17 protein-coding genes are annotated in these 21,022 nt (G+C 56.3%); 5 read left to right on the top strand and 12 right to left on the bottom strand.

Annotated features, from left to right (window positions below; translation table 11 throughout):
- Window positions 1-43: 43 nt before the first annotated feature.
- Entirely contained in the window at window positions 44-724 is a 681-nt protein-coding gene (gene lexA, locus CV013_RS04095) for a transcriptional repressor LexA (protein WP_102154524.1), read from the top strand.
- Window positions 725-738: 14 nt separating this feature from the next.
- On the opposite strand, the gene CV013_RS04090 is transcribed toward lexA, so the two are convergent.
- Window positions 739-2,922, bottom strand: coding sequence for a ComEC/Rec2 family competence protein (locus tag CV013_RS04090; protein WP_102154007.1), 2,184 nt, complete (start codon window positions 2,920-2,922; stop codon window positions 739-741).
- A 29-nt stretch (window positions 2,923-2,951) separates the two neighbouring features.
- Between CV013_RS04090 and gltX the strand changes: the two genes are divergently transcribed.
- From gltX to CV013_RS04075, 3 genes are read left to right on the top strand one after another with little or no spacing between them, the layout of a single operon-like run.
- A complete protein-coding gene (gene gltX / locus CV013_RS04085) occupies window positions 2,952-4,382 on the top strand; it encodes a glutamate--tRNA ligase (RefSeq protein ID WP_102154006.1) in 1,431 nt (476 codons plus the stop codon).
- A 14-nt stretch (window positions 4,383-4,396) separates the two neighbouring features.
- Window positions 4,397-5,683: a citrate synthase gene (locus tag CV013_RS04080; RefSeq protein ID WP_102154005.1), complete on the top strand. Its 1,287-nt coding sequence runs from the start codon at window positions 4,397-4,399 to the stop codon at window positions 5,681-5,683.
- Window positions 5,684-5,722: 39 nt separating this feature from the next.
- A complete protein-coding gene (locus CV013_RS04075; RefSeq protein WP_198591822.1) occupies window positions 5,723-5,911 on the top strand; it encodes a hypothetical protein in 189 nt (62 codons plus the stop codon).
- Here CV013_RS04075 and CV013_RS04070 read toward each other — a convergent pair.
- The 4 genes from CV013_RS04070 to CV013_RS04055 form a co-directional block, all read right to left on the bottom strand.
- Window positions 5,908-7,293 (bottom strand): sensor histidine kinase, encoded by a 1,386-nt coding sequence (locus CV013_RS04070; protein WP_102154003.1) that lies wholly within the window; start codon window positions 7,291-7,293, stop codon window positions 5,908-5,910. The two genes, CV013_RS04075 and CV013_RS04070, sit on opposite strands and share 4 nt — an antisense overlap.
- A 3-nt stretch (window positions 7,294-7,296) precedes the next feature.
- Complete coding sequence (locus CV013_RS04065; protein ID WP_102154002.1) at window positions 7,297-8,259, bottom strand: hypothetical protein; 963 nt, start codon at window positions 8,257-8,259, stop codon at window positions 7,297-7,299.
- Between the two features lie 34 nt (window positions 8,260-8,293).
- The gene (locus tag CV013_RS15510; protein ID WP_123639947.1) at window positions 8,294-9,466 is read right to left on the bottom strand and encodes a hypothetical protein; all 1,173 of its coding nucleotides are present in this window, start codon (window positions 9,464-9,466) and stop codon (window positions 8,294-8,296) included.
- 73 nt (window positions 9,467-9,539) lie between these two features.
- A complete protein-coding gene (locus tag CV013_RS04055) occupies window positions 9,540-9,836 on the bottom strand; it encodes an Hpt domain-containing protein (RefSeq protein WP_102154000.1) in 297 nt (98 codons plus the stop codon).
- 72 nt (window positions 9,837-9,908) lie between these two features.
- Between CV013_RS04055 and CV013_RS04050 the strand changes: the two genes are divergently transcribed.
- Window positions 9,909-12,554 carry an ATPase gene (locus CV013_RS04050; protein ID WP_102153999.1) on the top strand — a complete coding sequence of 882 codons (2,646 nt, stop codon included), beginning with the start codon at window positions 9,909-9,911 and terminating at the stop codon, window positions 12,552-12,554.
- A 7-nt stretch (window positions 12,555-12,561) separates the two neighbouring features.
- On the opposite strand, the gene CV013_RS04045 is transcribed toward CV013_RS04050, so the two are convergent.
- Genes CV013_RS04045 through nuoL form a run of 7 tightly spaced genes read right to left on the bottom strand, consistent with a single transcriptional unit; the run spans window position 12,562 to window position 21,020 of the window.
- Window positions 12,562-12,846, bottom strand: coding sequence for a DUF1467 family protein (locus tag CV013_RS04045; RefSeq protein WP_102153998.1), 285 nt, complete (start codon window positions 12,844-12,846; stop codon window positions 12,562-12,564).
- A 3-nt stretch (window positions 12,847-12,849) separates the two neighbouring features.
- Window positions 12,850-14,496 (bottom strand): ribonuclease J, encoded by a 1,647-nt coding sequence (locus CV013_RS04040; protein ID WP_223805295.1) that lies wholly within the window; start codon window positions 14,494-14,496, stop codon window positions 12,850-12,852.
- Window positions 14,493-15,269, bottom strand: coding sequence for a type III pantothenate kinase (locus CV013_RS04035; protein WP_102153996.1), 777 nt, complete (start codon window positions 15,267-15,269; stop codon window positions 14,493-14,495). Before CV013_RS04035 ends, CV013_RS04040 begins: the two co-directional genes overlap by 4 nt.
- A 12-nt stretch (window positions 15,270-15,281) precedes the next feature.
- Window positions 15,282-15,989 carry a biotin--[acetyl-CoA-carboxylase] ligase gene (locus tag CV013_RS04030; protein WP_102153995.1) on the bottom strand — a complete coding sequence of 236 codons (708 nt, stop codon included), beginning with the start codon at window positions 15,987-15,989 and terminating at the stop codon, window positions 15,282-15,284.
- Window positions 15,986-17,449 carry an NADH-quinone oxidoreductase subunit NuoN gene (nuoN, locus tag CV013_RS04025; RefSeq protein WP_102153994.1) on the bottom strand — a complete coding sequence of 488 codons (1,464 nt, stop codon included), beginning with the start codon at window positions 17,447-17,449 and terminating at the stop codon, window positions 15,986-15,988. Before nuoN ends, CV013_RS04030 begins: the two co-directional genes overlap by 4 nt.
- Window positions 17,449-19,032 (bottom strand): NADH-quinone oxidoreductase subunit M, encoded by a 1,584-nt coding sequence (locus tag CV013_RS04020; protein ID WP_102153993.1) that lies wholly within the window; start codon window positions 19,030-19,032, stop codon window positions 17,449-17,451. Before CV013_RS04020 ends, nuoN begins: the two co-directional genes overlap by 1 nt.
- Window positions 19,029-21,020, bottom strand: a complete 1,992-nt coding sequence (gene nuoL / locus CV013_RS04015) for an NADH-quinone oxidoreductase subunit L (RefSeq protein ID WP_102153992.1) — start codon at window positions 21,018-21,020, stop codon at window positions 19,029-19,031. Before nuoL ends, CV013_RS04020 begins: the two co-directional genes overlap by 4 nt.
- Between the last annotated feature and the right edge of the window lie 2 nt (window positions 21,021-21,022).

Here is a 21,022-nt window from a genome sequence, read left to right as displayed (position 1 = left end):
TCCGTGTTCGTTCCGATTTATGGAACGCTATGGGAAGAACGCGATGCTCACCGCCAAGCAACATGAATTGCTTCAGTTCATCCAACGCCGACTGGAAGAAAGCGGCATCTCGCCTTCTTTCGAGGAAATGAAGGAAGCGCTCGACCTGAAGAGCAAGTCGGGTGTTCACCGCCTCATCTCGGCGCTGGAAGAACGCGGGTTCATTCGCCGTTTGCCCAATCGCGCGCGCGCACTGGAAGTGATCAAGCAGCCCGAAGATTCGGTTTCGGTTCCACGTAAGCCGAAGAATGACAATCTCGCACCGTTGAACAAGGCCCCTGCCCGCCCTGAACCGGCAAACGATGTGATCGAAATTCCGCTACATGGCCGGATTGCTGCAGGCGCACCGATAGAGGCTCTGGAAAGCCACAGCACTCTGCCCGTGCCCGCCGCACTGCTTGGGCCGGGGGATCATTACGCGCTGGAAGTATCCGGCGATTCGATGATCGAAGCAGGCATTTTCGATGGCGATTTCGCGCTCATTAAACGCACGGATACCGCCCGCGACGGGGAAATCGTCGTTGCGCTCGTCCGTAACGAGGAAGCGACTCTCAAGTATTTACGGCGCGAAAACGGAATGGTCCGGCTCGATCCGGCCAATGGGGCATACGAACCGCAGATCTACCGCCCCGATGAAGTCGTGGTGCAGGGGCGTCTATCGGGTCTGTTGCGGCGCTATCACTGATAGCGGACAGTCCGCTATCGACTGCGCTGAGGCCACCATCCATGCGCGCCCTGAGACTGAGCGACAGTTGTCACTGTGCCAGTCTCCAGGTTGATCGTCAGGCCGCCTGTCCGGCTCAGCAATCGCCTATCCGCCTTGATCCATTGCGGCCCGCATGACCGCGGCAACCAGCGGTCGGCAATCACGATATCCGAACGCGCACAGGCCGCAGCCAGCGCACGTTCCGCCACCAGCGTCCGGCCGCGCGCCAGCAACAGGTGCCAGTCGCGCTCTCCACGACGGAGTGTGACTGTGCAGAACTCACGACTGCATCGCGCACCAGGCCAGCGATCCAGCGGCAAGGGTTCGCCTTCCGTGCCCGCCATTTCGAGGAGGTTGTCTCGCAAAAACGCGCTCTTGCTGTCGCGCAGCAGCAGCAGCCGGTCCCCTTCCCCGACGATACCGACCTGCCGCCCATCGGCGGTTATCAACAAATCGGGGGTCGGGGTCGCGAGCAAAGCAATGGTCCCTGCCGCTACCGGAACAAGACCGTATAACCGCACCCGCCCTTGCCACAGCGCCAGCCATAATCCACCGGCAACGAACAGCGTGAACGTGATCGCCCCCATCTGGGGCATTAGCCTGACCGCCCCCGGCTGCTCCGCCGTGAAATGGGCGATGGCTAGTAGCAAATCGAGCGAATGTCCCGCCAACCACCAGAACGGAGCGCCCAACCCGAATATATCGAACAGCAAGGCCAGCGCGATCATGGGCATGGAAATGAATGTGACCAAGGGAATGGCGAACACATTGGCGATCGCACCATATATTCCGGCACGGTGGAAATGGAGCAACACGATGGGCATCAGGGCAATCTCGATCACCAGCCCGGTAATTAGCAGCATCGTGATCCTGCGACCACTACGCCTTATCACGCCCTCCTCCCGCGGAGCCATGAAGCGCTGCACCGGAGCGCTTCGATGCAGCGCTACGATGGCGACCACTGCGGCAAAGCTCATCTGGAAACTGGGGCCAACAACCGTCTCGGGCCACAAAAGCATGACACATACCGCCGCGACGGCCACGATCCTCAGCGATAATGGCTCCCGGCCCAACGCCATCGCGCCCAATACCAGCAGAGCAGCCGCGCAGCTACGCACCGTGGGCACTTGCGCGCCTGTGAGCAGGGTATATCCCACCCCTGCCCCGGCTGCGATGCAGGTGGCAACCAGCGGCAAGCGCACCCGCAGCGCAAGCCATGGCCACAGAGCGAGCAAGCGGATCAGCAACAGATAGGTCGCCGCCATCACTGCACTGACATGCAATCCGCTGATCGAAAGCAAATGGGTAAGCCCGGCATCCCGCATCGCGTTTTCGTCGCTGGCACCGATGGCACTGCGATCCCCGCTGGCGAAAGTCGCCGCAATCGCGCCCGGCGAACCGTCGACCTGATGGCGTACATGCTGCGACAATGCGCGTTGAATTCGGCCAATATCCCACCGACTGGGCGGCGGCTTCTCCACCAGTTCGATTTCTCCGATGAGGGATCCGGTGGCGGCCAGTCCGTTGAACCACGCTGTACGCGCAAAGTTGTAGCTTCCGGGCAGAAGCGGCGGCGACGGCGGTATCAGGCGCGCTCGCAGCGATATCCGCGCGCCATCTTCGATGTCGTCCAGCATTGCCGACGTCGGCACGTTGACGCGCACCTTCCGCGGCGCACCACTGCCTGCATCGCGATAAGCGAGTGTCAGCCGGGTGCGGTCGAGTGCTGGCTGGTCCTCTCGCGCCAGCACTCGACCGTCAATGGTAACGACTGCCGGGCGGGAAAGGGGGGTGGCCCCGACCAGTTCGGAGCGAACCCAGATGAGAGCCACGCCCAATGCCAGCGCGATACCCAGCCCCGTAATCGCCACAGAAAGGTATTCGCGACCTTGCCTTTCCCGCCAGTAATATCTGGCGGATGCTACACAAAAAAGGGCAAACGCAATGGTTGCGACCCATTGCCACGGCTGCCCCAGAACGAACCACACCACGATCCCTGTCCCAAGTACAATGGCCAACCACGGCACACGCTCAACCCCCCTGTCAGCGAGGAAATCGTTCGCTGTTGCCAGCACACTGGACAATTGGACTGCCTTCCGCCAAGGACGCTGCAATGCAGCATCCCCTGGTTCCAGCCCCTTCTCCTGGGGCACATCGGACACCATATGGGCGATCATGATTTGTTTGGATAAGGAAACGCCGTCGCATGACAAGCAGTAGCGGAGCAGTTGTCACGCGCTTCGCTCCCTCGCCGACCGGATTCCTCCATATCGGTGGCGCGCGGACAGCGTTGTTCAATTGGCTTTTCGCCCGTCATCATGGCGGCAAAGTATTGTTGCGGATCGAAGATACCGATCGCAAGCGCAGCACGACCGAGGCGATCGACGCGATCCTCGATGGGCTGGACTGGCTTGGCCTCGATTTCGACGGCGATACGACTTATCAGTTTCAGCGCGCGGCGCGGCACGCCGAAGTCGCCAACCAACTGCTCGAATCGGGGCACGCATACAAATGCTTTGCCACACCGGAAGAGCTGGAAGCGATGCGGGCCGAACAGCGCGCAAACAAGCAACCGATGCGCTATGACGGGCGCTGGCGCGATCGCGATCCTTCAGAGGCGCCCGATGGCGCACCGTTCGTTATCCGCCTGAAGACGCCACAAGATGGCGAAACGGTTATCGATGACGCGGTGCAAGGGCGCGTAACTGTCCAAAATGCGGAGATCGACGACTACGTCCTCCTCCGGGCAGACGGCACACCGACCTATATGCTCGCCGTGGTGGTTGACGATCATGATATGGGGGTAACCCATGTGATCCGAGGAGACGACCATCTGAACAATGCTTTCCGCCAGTTGCCGATCTATCGCGCAATGGGCTGGGAAGAGCCGGTATACGCCCACATTCCCCTGATCCACGGTAACGATGGCGCCAAAATGTCAAAGCGCCACGGGGCCCTTGGCGCGGATACCTATCGCGATGAATACGGCATTCTTCCCGAGGCACTGTTCAACTATCTGCTGCGCCTCGGTTGGGGGCACGGCGACCGGGAAGAGTTCACCAGAGAAGAAGCGATTGCTGCGTTCGACCTTGACGGCGTTGGCAAGAGCCCGTCTCGCTTCGATCTGAAGAAACTGGAAAACCTCAACGGGCATTATATTCGCGCGGCGGACGACGCCCGCCTCGCCGCGCTCGTCGCACCGCGAATGCAAGGCAAGGTCGATATCGCACTTCTTGAAAAGGCGATGCCCCAGTTGAAGCTTCGCGCAAAGAATCTCGATGAACTCGCTAATGGCGCCGCGTTTCTGTTCAAGTCCCGCCCTCTGTCGATTGATGAGAAGGCAGCCAAGCTGCTTGACAACAATGGGCGCGCATATCTCACCCGTGTATCGCAAGCGCTGCACGGGGAAAACGACTGGACAATCGAAGCTCTTGAAGCCACTAGTAAATCACTCGCCGAGCAGCTCGATGTTGGCTTCGGCAAGCTCGCGCAGCCGATGCGCGCAGCACTAACGGGGACGACCACGTCGCCCGGAATTTTCGACGTACTGGTCCTTCTCGGAAGAGACGAGGCGCTGGCGCGGATAGACGATCAGATCGATCCCGCTGTCGCGACTTCCGGGGCGGATAACACATAACAAGGAGACCGATCATGGCGGACAAGCAGGCTAAACTGGAACTCGGTGGTACCGGGTACGATTTTCCGGTTCTGGAGGGCAGCCTTGGGCCGGACGTGATCGATATCCGAAAGCTATACGGATCTACCGGAGCGTTCACTTACGACCCGGGCTACAAATCCACCGCCAGCTGCGAAAGCGCGCTGACCTTTATCGACGGTGAAGAAGGCGTCCTGCTCCATCGCGGTTATCCTATTGGCCAACTTGCAGAACATTCCAGCTTTATGGAAGTCAGCTATCTGTTGTTGAACGGTGAACTGCCGTCGCAGGGTGAGCTTGACGAATTTGACTACACAATCACTCGCCACACGATGCTGCACGATCAGCTGCGGCAGTTCTATCAGGGCTTCCGTCGCGACGCTCACCCGATGGCAGTGATGTGCGGCGTGGTCGGCGCTCTGTCGGCCTTCTATCATGACAGCACCGATATTTCCGACCCGGAACAGCGCAAGATTGCCAGCCACCGCCTGATCGCCAAAATGCCGACGATCGCGGCGATGGCTTACAAGTATTCGATCGGGCAGCCGTTCCTGCAGCCCGACAATTCCCTCAGCTATACTGGCAATTTCCTGCGGATGACGTTCGGCGTCCCGGCTGAGGAATATGAGGTCCACCCGGCCATTGAAAAGGCGATGGATCGCATATTCATCCTTCATGCCGATCATGAGCAGAACGCTTCGACATCGACCGTGCGTCTTGCCGGTTCATCAGGTGCGAACCCGTTTGCCTGTGTCGCAGCGGGCATCGCCTGCCTGTGGGGCCCCGCTCATGGTGGCGCAAACGAAGCGGCTCTCAACATGCTGCGTGAGATTGGCACACCGGACAAGATCCCGCACTATATCGAACGTGCAAAGGACAAGAACGATCCGTTCCGCCTGATGGGCTTTGGTCACCGCGTTTACAAGAATTACGATCCGCGCGCGACTGTGATGCAAAAGACCGTGCGCGAGGTTTTCGATGCGCTCAAGGTCAACGATCCGGTCTTCGAAACCGCACTGCGTCTTGAAGAAATGGCTCTCAACGATGACTATTTCATCGAGAAAAAACTGTTTCCCAATGTCGATTTCTATTCCGGCGTGATCCTGTCGGCCATCGGCTTCCCTACCACTATGTTCACCGCCCTGTTCGCTCTCGCCCGCACCGTGGGTTGGGTCGCGCAGTGGAACGAAATGATTTCCGATCCCGGTCAGGTAATCGGCCGTCCGCGTCAGCTCTATACCGGCCCGACCCAGCGCGATTACGTGCCGGTCGACAAGCGCTAATTTACTGTCATGGCCGCTCTTCGAGTTCTGTTGATCTCGATGGGCGGCCTGCTTGCCGTGTTTGGCAGCTTCTTCGCGCTTCAAGGCGCAGGGATAATCATGTGGCCAGCAGAGAGCTTTATGCTCGCCAATCATGACTGGATTGGTAAAGGCGCAATTATCGGGATAACGGGTGTCTTCGTACTCTTACTTGGACTAAAAGTGCCCCGCCGGCATGATACCGATTAAGGCTCGTCACGGGCGGGGATCGACAGAATAAACCGGGCCCCCTGCCCCGGCGCGCTTTCAGCAGTCAGATCGCCCCCCATCGCCCGCGCCAGACGCCGCGAAATATAAAGTCCAAGGCCGGAACCTCCATCGTCGCTGCGGCCAAGTCGCTCGAACTTGCCAAACACAGACGCAATCTGCTCTTCGGTCAGACCTGAACCCTCATCCATAACCGCAACCTGTGCCATTCCATCAGCCTGCGAAAGGCTGAGTGTTATACGGGACCCTTCAGGTGAATATCTGATCGCATTACCGAGCAAATTCAGCAGAATTTGCAATACCCTGCGAAATTCTCCTGTCGCAGGCAAATGAGCATCCTGATCCAAAGGAACGATGCTGATCCCCCGTTCCTGCGCCCGCACACCGAGTATCCCGCTGGCCCGCCTCACGACATCTGCGAGATCGATACTATCGGGAGCGGTCGAAAATCGATCCGATTCGACCACCTCGAGATCGGAGAGATCTTCGATTAGCGAAAGAAGGTGCTGTCCGGCTGACGCAATATCCGCCGCATAAGCACTGTATTCTTCTGCCAGCGGCCCCGCCAGCTTAGCCCGGATCGTTTCCGCATTGGCGATGATTCGCGTGATCGGTTGCCGCAACGCAGGCGTTAGTTCCTGACCGAAGATGGCAGGAATGGGGGGGGCAGGCGCCTTGCTTTGAGAAGGTGCCGTCTGTGTCGGGAATGGCGTTTGGGCAACCAGAAACAGTTCGAAACCAGCGCTTCCTGGCGTTGGCTCCCCCAAAGGAACGATGGTTGCCGTCCATTCGCGGGCAGACCCATCGATCCGACACGTCGCGCCATCGAGCAGTCGCCAATGCAAAGGCAAGCGATGTTCCAGCCCAGGGAAAGCAACCAGTTCACTCCACTGGACAGCAGGTTGGCCCCTCATCTTTTCAGCGAGATGCCGTAAATCCGCAGCACGTGTATCGACGGTGATAACACGCTGTTCGCGATCAAGCCGCGCTGTCAGTTCAGCGAGTTCACGGTCGATTTCGATATGTCGCGCTGCAGCTTGTATATCGCTTTCGCTGGCTAAATCAGCTGTATGCCAGGTGCCAACACTAATCGCGCAACCACCTTGATCCGGGGCGGGATCAGGTGCGATCTCAACCCATGCACGAACGATCTCGTTGCCGTCGAACGCATGAATGGTACGCGCCAACCGTAACCCCAAGGAGCGCGCTTTACGGACGTTCTCCAGCAATTCGGGAATTGCAATCTTTCCGGGCAGTTCGCCACCACACCGAATTTGCAGCCCTGCGAGGGGCTCGTCCGCCTCGATTAACCAGTCCTCCCGGTCACTCCGCGCGTTGGCGATTATCCCATTCGACGCAGGCATCGGTCAGCCCCTTACTGCACAATCAGATTCGGCAAGCAAAGATGCTGCACGGTCTGCCCTCAGCATTGAAAAATCCTCTGGCAGCGTGACTTCCGGATTAAAGTACATCAATTGCTGCTCGACCTCAGTGTGCTTCAGACCCGCCGCCAACAGAGCCAATGTCAGGCGAGCAGATTGTTGTTCATTGGTTGAGAGGATCACTGTGTCTCGCGGCTGCTTCGCCATCGATGCCAGTGCTGACAGGAATATCGCAACACCCGCATGGCTCACAAATAAAGCGGCACGCACCCCATTTCCCGTCTCATTTACGAGACGTTCGAGAAGAGCGGGACGACAAGCGCGTTCATCATAGTTTTGTCGCAGTCGCCCTATCGCCACGGCTGCCGACTCCACTGAAACACTTTCGGCAAACTGACTGAACTTTTCAACGGCCCGATGGAACAGGTCCGCAGGCAGATCGGATAGCACAAGTTCCATGCGCCGTTGGCGCTGAATAAAACGTGCGTGAGAAGTCAAAACTGACATTGCCAGGGACGCCACCTGGGCATCGTCCGATGCGATGAGTGCCTGAAGCAACGGACTCAACACCGGATCTATTCCATGCTGTCTTTCAAGTCGGCTCGTAAGTTGCGCTTCGACTGCAAGGGCATGACAATGACATGTAATGTCGCGGTCTTCGATCAGAGCTTCCGACAAAGTGTCGATAGCCTCATCAGAGAAAGCGTGCATTTCAGAAGAATCCATTGCTTCAGCCAGAACCGACAACATTTGCTGTGCCAGATCGACAGACATGCCCCGAACGCGACTGACGATCTCATCGCTAAATAATGCCTGATCGTGGTTTGTCAGAAGATAGCCAAGAATGGGTTCAATGGAACCAAGCAACGCATCTCCCACCGCAAGCTCTTGGCGGAGGATCGATTCAACAGGGATCGCCTGCGACTGTGACGTGCCAGATTCGGTCATCGCTCAGCCCTAGCCGATGTTGGTTAAACCGACGTTAGCTTCGAGTGAAGGGTTTGACGAGACGCAAGAAAAGCACAACGAGCGCGATAATTCCTATGCCAATAACAGGAAATCCGGAAAGGATAGCGATAAGAGCCAGAGAGATTACGAGAGACCGATCAGCAAACGGACGTGACCACATCGGTGCTGTCGCTTCTTCAGACAAGCGCATGGCCACAACCAACACTAGCGCCACATATACTCCGTACCATTGCCCTTCATCCTGCTTTCCAAATGACAGCGCGACGAGCGCGATATCGAGAATCGAATTGCGAATGCCGGGGAGCGCACGGATCCACCCGTCTGGTTTTCCGGCCCTAATGAAGCGATATAAGTGATACGCGATATTTCCCAGCGCAGCAGATGCCATGAGAGCGATTAAGCCACCCGCTACTCGGCCTGACCAGCCAGCCACACCGCCGCCAATAGCCAGCAGAATTGCCGTCATGCCGAGAATAACTGGCCATGATTGCGAACGTGATTTGCCCGAAAGAAACCGGGCAATCACGTAACCACCTACGTCGCCGGGCTCGCTAAAACCGGGCGACGGAACATGACGCCCAAGCCATAGAGCCTCCAATCGTCGCGCATGGTTCTCACTTCGCACCAGTGACCAACGACCGTCATCCAGTGAAGATTCCGGAACAGGAATGGCACGCACACCGCGCTGAAGGGCAATCCGTAACAAGCCTGCCACCGCATCCCCATCCGGAGGCAGTGCAGTTAATGCTTCTACGGCATCCCCTCGTACAAGTAGGGCACCTCCCCATGCGCGATCACGATCTATTCGTTCAAAACCATGCTCAAGACCGATTTCGATCGGCAGTACCGCCAAACCCGGCCTTTGAGAGAAACGGTCCACCAACCAGTTACCGTCGACCAGTAACCCCGGTGCCAAAACAAGCACTTCGTCATTGGCACTAACCATACCAGAAAGCGTGCGATGAGCTGTGATTGCATTGAAGCGCGCATTCGCACTTTCGGCCTGTCTCTGAAGCTCGGCAATTTCCGGGGTTGCGCTCTCAGCAAGGCAAACAATCCGCTCACAGCCCAGTGCCAGCGCGGCGTCAACTTGTAATGCCAGCACACTGCGGCCAGCGAAAGGCTGTAGCCCTATTCCCGGCTCACCATATCTTTCGCCCAATGCCGACAGCAATGCGACGCGCACGCCTCAATCTCCTCCATACAGGAGAAAACGATCTAGGGAATGCGAACTGAAGTGCCAAGCGGCACATCATCCATCATGAGAATTCGTCGCGGTAACGTTCGATTTTTCGCACAATTGTTGGCTCCCCAGGGGCACTGGTCAGGGCATCCTCGGCAAGCTCAATAAGTGCAGACGAATGAAAGCTTGCCGCGAGGCCTTTTAAACGCAGCGCAGCCATTGCCCAGTTACCGTCACAACGCGCGCGTTTGAGTAGATCAAGGTGCCCGTTCAGACTCTCGATAAAAGCCAAACGGAGCTCGGCATAAAGAGCCAGATCCTCCCCTGCTGCGGCAGCAAGGGTCCTGTCAAAATCACCGTGTTCGTAGGCCATAGGGTATAGAAGCTACCCGATACGTAGTTAAAGGAGGGTTTATTGCGACCCGTTTCGTGATAGGTTTGATAGATGACCGGGGGAAAGCACATTCGGGCCGTTGGCCAAGATGGCGGCGCTGATGCGCCCGTTGAAACGCAGGCCAATGCCGAACGAGAAGACGCCCTTTCACCTCAGGATGACTGGGCTGAAGAGGATTTCGGTGCTGACGATGCCGATTGGGTCGAGGATGGAGCGCAACGCCGCAAATCGACATGGCTGGCTCCATCGCTGGCAATTTGTGTAATCCTCGTATGGACAGGGTTCTTTCTCTGGGCCCATCGCGGAGGACTAAGTCCTTCCATCGATCCAACTTTTGCATCTCAAATGATCGTGCAATGGAGCGTGCCGGTGCTGCTGGTTGTTGCTCTATGGCTGTTGGTTATGCGGACGAGCCGCCGCGAAATGTCACGTTTTGTCGATGTCGGGCGAGATCTGGCGGCTCAGTCAATTACGCTCGAGACTCGGTTGAGCACGATCAATCGTGAACTAAGCCTAGCACGAGAATTTCTTGCCGCCGAAATGCGCGAACTGGAAACTCTCGGACGCGTGGCAACCGCTAGGATCAGCGCAAATGCGGAACATCTCCAGTCATTGATCCGCGATAACGGCGCTCAACTCGATGCAATAGAAACAGTCAGTCGCAAGGCGACCGAGAATATGGATCGCCTGCGAGATGACTTGCCGGTCGTGGCCAATTCCACTCGTGACATGACCAACCAGATTGGTGCGGTCGGCCGATCCGCTCAGGATCAGCTTGGGGAGCTAATCAGTGGCTTCGAACGACTGAATGAGTTTGGAACTGCCAGCAGCCAACAAGTAGAAGCGCTTCGCATCCGGATTGACGAGACGCTGAATGTTCTGGGTACCCAATCCCTGCAAATCGAGGAAGCAACGTCGGCCCGCTTTGTCGCTTTGCGCGACAGGATCGAGGATTTCCGCACCGATCTGGATGCGCGCGAGGTTCAGGTTCTGGCGGCGATGAGGATGCGGGCAGATCGTTTACGCGACGAAGTTGCCCAGGCAAGCGACGGATTGGAAGAGCGGGAGGCCGAACTCCTCCAATCATTGCAAGCACGCATTACCGCTATTCGCGACGGCGCATCTTCGGTGGGCCGCAGCCTGACCGATGCCGAAGAAGCGGCGCTCAACCGCTGGGAAAGCCGGATTGCGGTTTTGCAAGATCAGATGGTTGAAACGGCCGCCGAAATTGAAGAAATCGATCGCGTTGCTACCCGTGGCGCCAATGAACGTCTTGATGAGGTTCGTCGCAACACTGCCGCAATTATGGAACAACTCGGAGCGGCCCATTCCGAGTTTATGCAGGAGCTGAATACCCTTAGCTCCGCTGCAGACCGGAACACAGAATCGCGGATCAAAGAAGTCGGTGCACAATTGGCATCATTTGATGCCAGCATTGCTGAACGAGCTGAGAAACACCTCGAACATGTGAGTTTGATCGCCGAACAGAGTGCCGATGTATCCCGTCATATCGATAATCTCGTCGGCAAAATGGAACGCGCGGCTATGCAGGGACGCGAAGCAGAAACGACGCTGTCATCGGTGCTCGCTACGTTTGAAGAACGCCTGTCGGGTAGCCGGGTTGCACTGACAGAAACTGACCGAACCGTTAGCGAACTGACCGAAGCGAGTGTGCGCCTGCTCGAACTGCTGCAGGCCAGCATTGAACGCAGCCGCAGCGAATTGCCCGAAGCAATCGAAGCGGCCAGCGAGAATGTCAATCAAGTCGTTTTACGCGGAGAAACACTTGGCTTGATTCTCGCGGGGGCAAGCGACAAAGGGCGTGAATTGTCCGAATACGTCTTGGCAGCGCAGTCTGAAAGCGCAGGCGCGATGACGGATATCGAGGAATTCCATTCTCGTATTCAGGAAACCCATCAGGCGCACCTGTCCCAGCTAGACACATTGCATGATCGTCTGTCTACTCTTTCTGAAGATAGTTCCGCCCTCTCTGCCGATGCACAAGGCCGGTTACGCGATGCGATTGCAGTACTTGAACATTCAGCGCGGAAAGCCGTCGATTCGATCGATGCCGGAAACACCGTTCGTATTCAGGAAATCGCGGAAAAGGTGGGTGCCGATGCTGCCGAGCACATCGAGCGAACAGTGCGACAGCGGACCACTGCTGCACTTGCCTCTGTTGAAACGGCTACTGACCGGGTTAATAACGCTAGCCGCGAAGCGGCTATCCAATTGCGCGATCAACTGGCGCGGATCAACGAACTGGCAGGCAATCTGGAAAATCGTGTCGCCCTCGCCCGGCAGCGCGCAGAGGAGCAGGTGGATAATGATTTTTCGCGCCGCGTTGCTCTGATCACTGAAAGCCTCAATTCTCATTCTATCGATATTGCCAAGGCGTTGTCGGCTGATGTCACGGATAGCGCCTGGGCAAGCTATCTCAAAGGGGATCGCGGCATATTCACCCGCCGGGCCGTTCGTCTACTCGACAATTCCGAAGCCCGCGAACTGGTGGGTATTTACGAAGCCGACGAAGATTTCCGCGAACACGTCAACCGTTACATCCACGATTTTGAGGCAATGCTGCGGTCGATGCTCTCTACGCGCGATGGTCACGCTATCGGTGTCACCTTACTCAGTTCCGATATGGGCAAGCTCTATGTGGCGCTGGCACAGGCAATCGAACGCCTCCGCACCTAAGACCATATCACGGGTTTTCGTTGACCTCCGGGGTTGGGATGAAGCTCAAACTATCGAGCGTGACCCAGCCATTGACGTAGTTCGCAACATAGAGCGCAGTCAGCGCCGCCGCCAAAACGGTCGCTCGCACCACTAGACGTTTCGGGCGAAAGTTTGCTGGCGCGCTATCGGCCTGGCCCGGAACTTTCTGAACACCCATTTCATCGTGTGTGCGAACTCCGAAAGGGAGCAGGAGAAAAGCAGCCATCACCCAGAACAGCAGGTAGATCGCAAGAACAGAAGTCCATGCCATATCTCAATTCTCCGGTAACAAGACCCGAACTTGCGGGCGTTTGCCGCTCCAACGGGTCGCTGCACGACGGGTAGCCAAACGAACTGCCTCATAAACTTCGCTGCGATCTCGTCGTGCCGCACCTTTCAGCTTGCCTAGCGCGGTCGCTATATCCTCTTTCGTTTCAGATACAAAGGCGTCGTAATCTTCATCGAGAGGAAGTCCGATCCCTTCAATGGTTGCCCTCCCCTGCGCATCCAGCGCCACGACAACAACTCCTTCACGCGCAAGGCGGCGACGCATGGTGATTGCTTCGCCGTCTGCCGGAACAATGATGTCACCATCGAGTACGAGACGACCGCTTTCAACCTCGGCCAGCTTGCCTGGTTTGCCTGGCGCAATACGGACGATGTCGCCATTCATTTGGAAAATTGTATGCGGAATACCTCTGCTGGAACCCAAGCGGGCTTGCTCTGCCATATGGCGTGCCTCGCCGTGAACCGGGACAAGAATCTCGGGTCGCAACCATGTGTAGAGCGCTTCCAGTTCCGGTCGACCAGGGTGGCCAGATACGTGGATGTCGCTCTGCCGATCGGTCACCATGACAATTCCACGCTGCGCAAGTTGGTTTTGCACGCGCCCAATAGCTATTTCATTCCCTGGAATCTGGCGACTTGAGAACAGCACTACATCGCCCTTCACCAACTCGATAGGATGGTTTTCATCTGCCATGCGGGCAAGTGCCGCGCGCGGTTCGCCTTGCCCCCCGGTTGCAACCACCAGCACTTCTCCTCGAGGCAAGCCCATTGCTGTGTCGAAATCGACCAACGGCGGCAATTCTTCCAGATAACCGTTATCTTGCGCAACTTCGATAATTCGGTCGAGCGAGCGCCCCGCCACGCATAGCTGGCGTCCGGTTGCCCGCGCGACTTCGCCCAAAGTGTGGAGACGGGCCACGTTGCTGGCAAATGTGGTAACGACTACTCGCCTGCCATGCCAACGCGCGACTTCCTCATGCAAACCCTTGTAAACCGCGCCTTCAGACCCGCTTTCAACCGGGTTGAAAACATTGGTTGAATCGCAAACGAGGGCGAGCACTCCCGCATCGCCAATTTCGCATAGTTCTTCTTCGGTAGTCGGTTCGCCGATAATCGGCTCTTCATCGAGCTTCCAGTCGCCAGTATGGAACACGCGTCCAAAAGGCGTATCGATCAGAAGCCCATTGCCTTCGGCGATCGAATGAGCGAGCGGAACATAGGATATCGCGAACGGGCCTACCTCAAATTTATCGGTGCCTTCGACGATAATCAGCTCGACATCGTCTTCCAGCCCAGCTTCCTGAAGCTTCCTCCGTACCAATTCGCCAGTAAAAGGCGTTGCATAGAGCGGGACCCCCAGATCGGCGGCAAAGTATGGCACCGCCCCGATATGATCTTCATGTGCATGAGTGAGGACAATACCGTCAAGGCGATCGGCACGATCTTCAATAAATGACAGGTCAGCGAATACGAGATCGACACCAGGATATTCCTGCCCACTGAAGGTCATCCCAAGGTCGACCATCAGCCACCGCCCCTGATAACCATAGAGATTGACATTCATCCCTATCTCACCCGATCCACCAAGAGCGAGAAACAGTAGTTCGTCTTCAGGAGTGAAATTTTTATTCACGCGCTTGCTCGCTCTGCCAAAATGGCAAGGCCTTCCAGTGTCAGATCCGGATCGACGGCATCAAAAATCTCAGTATGCTGATCGAAAAGTATCGCGAGCCCTCCCGTAGCGACGACTTTGGCTGGACGACCAATCTCCGTTTTCATTCGCGCAATCAGCCCCTCCATCATTGCAACGTATCCCCAGAAAACACCGATCAGCATCTGATCTTCAGTATTGGTGCCAATCACGCTCTCGTTCGCTGGCGCTTCGATCGCAATGCGAGGAAGTTTTGCCGTATTCCCGACGAGCGCATCGAGCGAAAGATTGATGCCAGGGGCAATGATGCCTCCTTTATATGCGCCGTTGAAATCGACAGCATCAAATGTCGTGGCAGTCCCAAAGTCGACTACGATTAAATCGCCATCATATTTGGCGTGGGCTGCGATTGTATTCAGTGCTCGATCCGCGCCGAGAGATCGCGGTTCGTCGACATCAATCGCCAATCCCCATTGTGCATTGCCTTCACCTGCAATCAGCGGCGTCTTACCAAAATACTTTTCTGCAAAGACAGTGAGATTATGAATCGCTCTCGGCACGACCGAACCAATTATAAACTGATCGATCGATTTCCGCGCCACACCCTCAATCTTCAGAAGTTGAAGAAGCCAAACCGCATACTCATCACCTGTTCGCCGGGGATCGGTGGCGATCCTCCAACGCGCCTTGATTTCATGACCATCAATCAGGGCGAATACAACATTGGTGTTACCGACATCAGCAGCAAGCAGCATTAGGCGATCCTATCAGATTGTAACGTCGCCCGCATGGATGACACGAATTTCTCCGCTGTCCAACGCTAGACACAACGATCCGTCGGGCTTCAACCCTTGGTAGCGACCGGAAATGACGCCGCCTCCCGGCTCATGCACGGTTAGAACAGTTCCGATCTGGTGCGCGACAGCCTTCCAACGGCGAAACATCGGTTCCGTGCCGAAACTACGCCATCGTTCCAATTCCCGAGCAAAAGACGATGCCAATGCAGTCGCGAAGCTGTCGCGATCAGGTGCAGGGCCGATATGCGACAAAGCGATGGTTTCGCGCCCAGTCACTTCCGGAGCCTTAGCAAGGTTGACGCCTATCCCAATGACGACCGCGTGAGAAGTGCCTTCCAGCAGTATACCCGCCAGCTTGGCACCTTTGAGAAGCAGGTCATTGGGCCACTTGAGCGAAAGCGTTGCAGGTTCAGCGAGAAATGGCGTGACCACCTCGTACAAGGCCAGCCCCGCCAGTGGCGCAAGGGTCGGAGAGGGCGGATCCGATGGGCAGACCCGCACTATGGTAGAGCCCATGAAGTTCCCCGCCCCATCAAACCACGCACGCCCCTGCCGCCCGTGGCCAGCGACTTGCCTATCCGCCACCAGCCAATCGCCTTCGGCGACGTAATCGCCTGCATTTAACTGCGAGACGAGGTCGGCATTGGTCGATCCGGTCTCTGCTACCGTGCGGATCAAGCGACGAGGAACAATGCTGTAGCGGCCTTGTCGGCCAATTCACTAAGCCATCCCGTGAGTAGATAACCGAGCGGAGAAATAAATGCTGTCGACACGATCAGCAGAGCCCAATGTGCCCAGTCATTGTCTCCTGTCACCTTATCTACCGGTTCATCAAAAAACATAACTTTACCGACTTTAAGGTAGTAGAACGCCCCTATGACCGATGCGGCGATAGCGACTGCGGCAATCGCGATCATTCCGGCGTTCACTGCCGCCTGAAACACTACCAATTTGCCCCAGAAACCGAACAGAGGCGGTATGCCGGCAAGGCTCAGCATGATGAGCAAAAGGCACCACGCGATCAGCGGCTTAGTACGAGAAAGCCCCGCAAGGTCGGAGATCGATTCCACGTAATCGCCGTTCGCGTCACGCAACATCAGAACTGCCACAAAACTGCCGACTGACATGGCAACATAAATCGCGAGATAAACCAACATCGCGCTGGCGCCTTCCGGGGTCGCTGCCGCCAGGCCTACGAGAATAAAGCCGACGTTGTTGATTGACGAGAATGCAAGCAACCGCTTGATATTATCTTGTCCGATTGCACCCAGGGCACCGATTACGATCGAAGCTAGGGAGACAAACACAACAATTTGCCGCCATGCGTCTACCTGGAGACCGAACGCATCGAGCGCCACGCGCATTGTCAGCGCCATTGCAGCCACTTTAGGGGCCGTTGCAAAGAACATCGTTACCGGAGTGGGCGAACCTTCGTATACATCAGGCGTCCACATATGGAACGGAACTGCTGAAATCTTAAACGCAAGCCCAGCCAGAACGAAGACTAGGCCAATCAGTGCTCCGGTTGAAATATCGCCTGCAAGCGCCACACGGATAACATCGAAACTAGTCGATCCCGTAAAGCCGTAAGTCAGGCTCATTCCATACAGCAGAATGCCGCTCGCCAATGCGCCAAGCACAAAGTACTTAAGCCCCGCTTCAGCGGAACGACCGTCAGTCCGCAGAAATGCAGCAAGCACATAAGCGGCAAGACTGTTCATTTCCAGACCGATATACAGCGTCAACAGATCGCCAGCAGATACCATGATGCCCATGCCAAGCACCGCAAACAGCACCAGTACGGGATATTCCGCGCGCATCGCTCCCCAACGGTCGAAGAAGCGCGGTGCCACCATCAGACAGGTTGCACCCGAAATGTAGATGAGCAATTTTGCAAATGCCGCAAATGCATCGACGCGCATTTGGCCGCCGAAGGCAAGCGTTCCTGCCCCCATTGCTCCGCCACATAAGACAGGAATGGTCAGTGCTGCAGCAGCACCAATGATGATCACTGACGCTATCGATATTGCACGGCTCGCTCTGTCTCCCATCCATGCCGCACACAGCAGGAGCAACAAGCCGCCGAGCGACAGTACGATTTCAGGTGCAACAAGTGACAGGGATGCCGAAAAGTCCATCAGTGGCCTCCCTCGAGTGCTTCATTTGTCGGGCCTTCTTCCGCATCACCGTGGTGCTCCATTGCATTTGCGGCATGGGTACGACGGGTGGCTTCGGTTGGCGCAGTCGGCTGTGAGTCGCCCTTAGGCTTCGCACTTGCTAGTCGCGCGTCCAAAGCTGCAATGTCGGCTCTCATCGGAGCCAGAAAGCTCTCGGGATAAACGCCCATCCACAGCACAGCCGCCGCAATCGGACCAAGCATAAGCCATTCGCGCACGTTAAGATCAGGCATTGCGGCGGCGTCGGAATTCTTTTGTTCGCCGAACACAACCCGTCGATAAAGATACAACATGTAAGCAGCGCCAAGGATAATGCCGGTTGTGCAGACCAGAGTCACTGTAGTCGAAATCTGATATGTTCCAGCTAAACTAAGAAATTCACCGACAAACCCACTGGTTCCAGGAAGACCGATACTGCCCATTGTGAACAACATGAAGAACAATGCGTATTTCGGCATATTAATTGCGAGGCCACCGTAGCGATCAATCTCACGCGTGTGTAAACGATCGTAAATAACACCGACGCAAAGGAATAATGCACCAGACACGAGCCCGTGGCTCAACATGACCATCATCGAACCTTCAAGCCCCTGCACGTTGAAAGCAAACAGGCCAATGGTGACGATCGCCATGTGAGCAACCGAAGAATAAGCAATTAGCTTCTTCATGTCAGACTGCACCAGAGCAACCAACGAAGTATATACGACCGCCACCATGCTCAATCCAAGAACGAGCCATGCCAATTGTGCACTCGCATCCGGAAACATCGGCAAGCTGAAGCGAATAAAGCCGTAGCCACCCATCTTCAGCAAAACGCCGGCCAGAATAACTGAGCCCGCAGTCGGCGCCTGAACGTGTGCGTCCGGCAGCCAAGTGTGAACCGGCCACATCGGCATCTTAACCGCGAAACTGGCAAAGAACGCTAGCCACAGCCACGTTTGCGCCTGCGCCGGAAAATCATATTGCATCAGAGTCGGAATATAAGTCGTTCCCGCGTCGTGGATCATCCACAACATCGCAATCAACATCAGGACCGAGCCAAGGAGCGTATAAAGGAAGAACTTATAGCTGGCGTATATCCGGTTATCACCGCCCCATATGCCGATGATCAGATACATCGGGATCAGGCCCGCTTCAAAGAAGATATAGAACAGCAGGAGATCCTGTGCAGCAAACACGCCGATCATCAGCGTTTCCATGAACAGGAACGCCGCCATGTATTCGCCAACGCGTTTCTGCACAGAATCCCAGCTTGCCAGAATGCAGATCGGCATCAGAAATACCGTCAACGCGATCAGCATCAACGCAATTCCATCAATGCCGAGTGCATAGGAAAAGCCGGCAAAAACAGCATGGCTTTCCTGAAACTGCCACTGGGCACCACCCGTTTCAAAGCCTGTCCAAAGGACTACACCGAGAGCAAGGTCCACGAGAGTGGCAAGCAGGGCGACCGATCGCGCCGCTTTGGCCTCAAGCATAAAGCACGCCACCGCGCCCAGAAGGGGCACAAGAAGCATTAACGAAAGGATCGGAAAGCCGTTCATCGCACCATTACCCAAGAGATCGCGACCACGACGCCGATAAGCATGACGAGCGCATAACTATAGAGATATCCGGATTGCACTTTCTTGGCGGCAGCTGTCCCCTGAGAAACCAGCCAGGCCGCACCATTAGGCCCGAAGCGGTCGATTATACCGATGTCTCCCCACTTCCAGAATTTGTTCCCCAGCCAGAATGCCGGTTTCACAAACAGGAAATGATACAGTTCATCGAAGTACCACTTGTTATACACAAAGCGATAGACCGGTCCGAGTTGCCCGGCAATGCGGCCAGGCAGCTCCTTATCGCGAATATAGCCCTGGAATGCGATCGCCAGCCCGATCAGCATTGCGACAGTAGCAGACCATTTGGCCCATGCCGGAATACCATGCATGGCGTGCATCAGACCTTCATTGAAGAACACCGAGCCTTGCCAGAATTCGGCGCTTTCAACAAACGCGGGGGCGAACACGAAACCAGCGAATACTGCCCCCACACTTAGTGCGAGAAGAGGGACGAGCATTGGCAGAGGGCTTTCATGCGGATGATATCCGCCAGTGGTGTCCTCTCCAGCTTGTTCTGGCGTTTTGTGAACCGAATGCTGGATGTGTTCGCTCTCGATCCAACGCGGTTTTCCATAAAACGTCAGGAAAACCAGACGCCACGAATAGAAACTCGTCAGCAACGCCGCGATCGTTCCCATCCAGAATGCCAGATTGCCAAGGTTGGTGCCGCGCGCAAACGCGGCCTCGAGAATGGCGTCCTTCGAATAGAAACCAGCGAAACCGAACACACCCGCTACACCGACCCCGGTGATCGCCAGAGTGCCGGCAAGCATTGCCCAGAATGTGATTGGGATATGTTTCCGCAGACCGCCGTAATAACGCATATCCTGTTCGTGATGCATGGCGTGAATCACGCTGCCTGCACAAAGGAACAGGAGCGCCTTGAAGAAGGCATGCGTGAACAAGTGGAACATTGCCACATTGTAAGCGCCAACACCTGCAGCAAAGAACATGTATCCAAGCTGCGAACACGTCGAATAGGCGATCACGCGCTTGATATCCCACTGCGTGGTGCCAATCGTTGCAGCAAAGAAACATGTCGCCGCGCCGACGAATGTCATGAACATCAGTGCAGCAGGTGCCGCCTCGAACATGGGCGAAAGGCGGCACACCATGAATACACCTGCCGTGACCATCGTCGCCGCGTGAATGAGCGCGGACACGGGGGTCGGCCCTTCCATCGCGTCAGGCAACCAGGTGTGCAAGCCAAGCTGCGCGGATTTACCCATCGCTCCGATGAACAGCAGGATACACAATAGATCCATAGTATCGACACGATACCCAAGGAAGCCAATGGTACTGCCAGCCATGCCCGGAGCGGCCGCCAGAATCTCGGGAATCGAAACCGTCTGAAACACCAGATAGGTGCCGAAAATGCCGAGCATGAAGCCGAAGTCGCCGACGCGGTTGACTACAAACGCTTTGATTGCCGCCGCGCTCGCGCTTGGTTTGCGAAACCAAAACCCAATCAAAAGGTAGCTGGCAAGGCCTACCCCTTCCCATCCGAAGAACATCTGGACAAGGTTGTCTGCGGTCACGAGCATGAGCATCGCAAAGGTGAACAGGCTAAGGTAAGCGAAGAACCGTGGTTGATCCGGCTCGTCTGCCATGTACCCCCATGAATAGAGGTGCACGAGCGCCGACACAGTGGTGACGACGACCAACATGACCGCAGTCAGTGTGTCAACGCGCAATGCCCAATCGAACGTCATGCTGCCAGAGTGAACCCACTGCAGCACCGGAATGACCGAGGCAGTTTCCGCACCTGTCAAAAAGCCAATAAAGATCGGCCAACTCAAACCACACGACACGAACAGAAGAGCGGTGGTCAGCGACTTGACCGCGAGGTTGCCCAGCGCCTTGTTACCAAGCCCGCCGATAACTGCCGCCAATAACGGCAGGAATACGATAAGAAGGATCGGGTGCAAGG

The sequence above is a fragment of the Tsuneonella flava genome (genome assembly GCF_002870965.1).
In the GTDB taxonomy this organism is placed as follows: domain Bacteria; phylum Pseudomonadota; class Alphaproteobacteria; order Sphingomonadales; family Sphingomonadaceae; genus Tsuneonella; species Tsuneonella flava.
The sequence above is the reverse complement of the archived record's forward strand: the minus strand, read 5'-3'. Positions and strand labels throughout refer to the sequence as shown.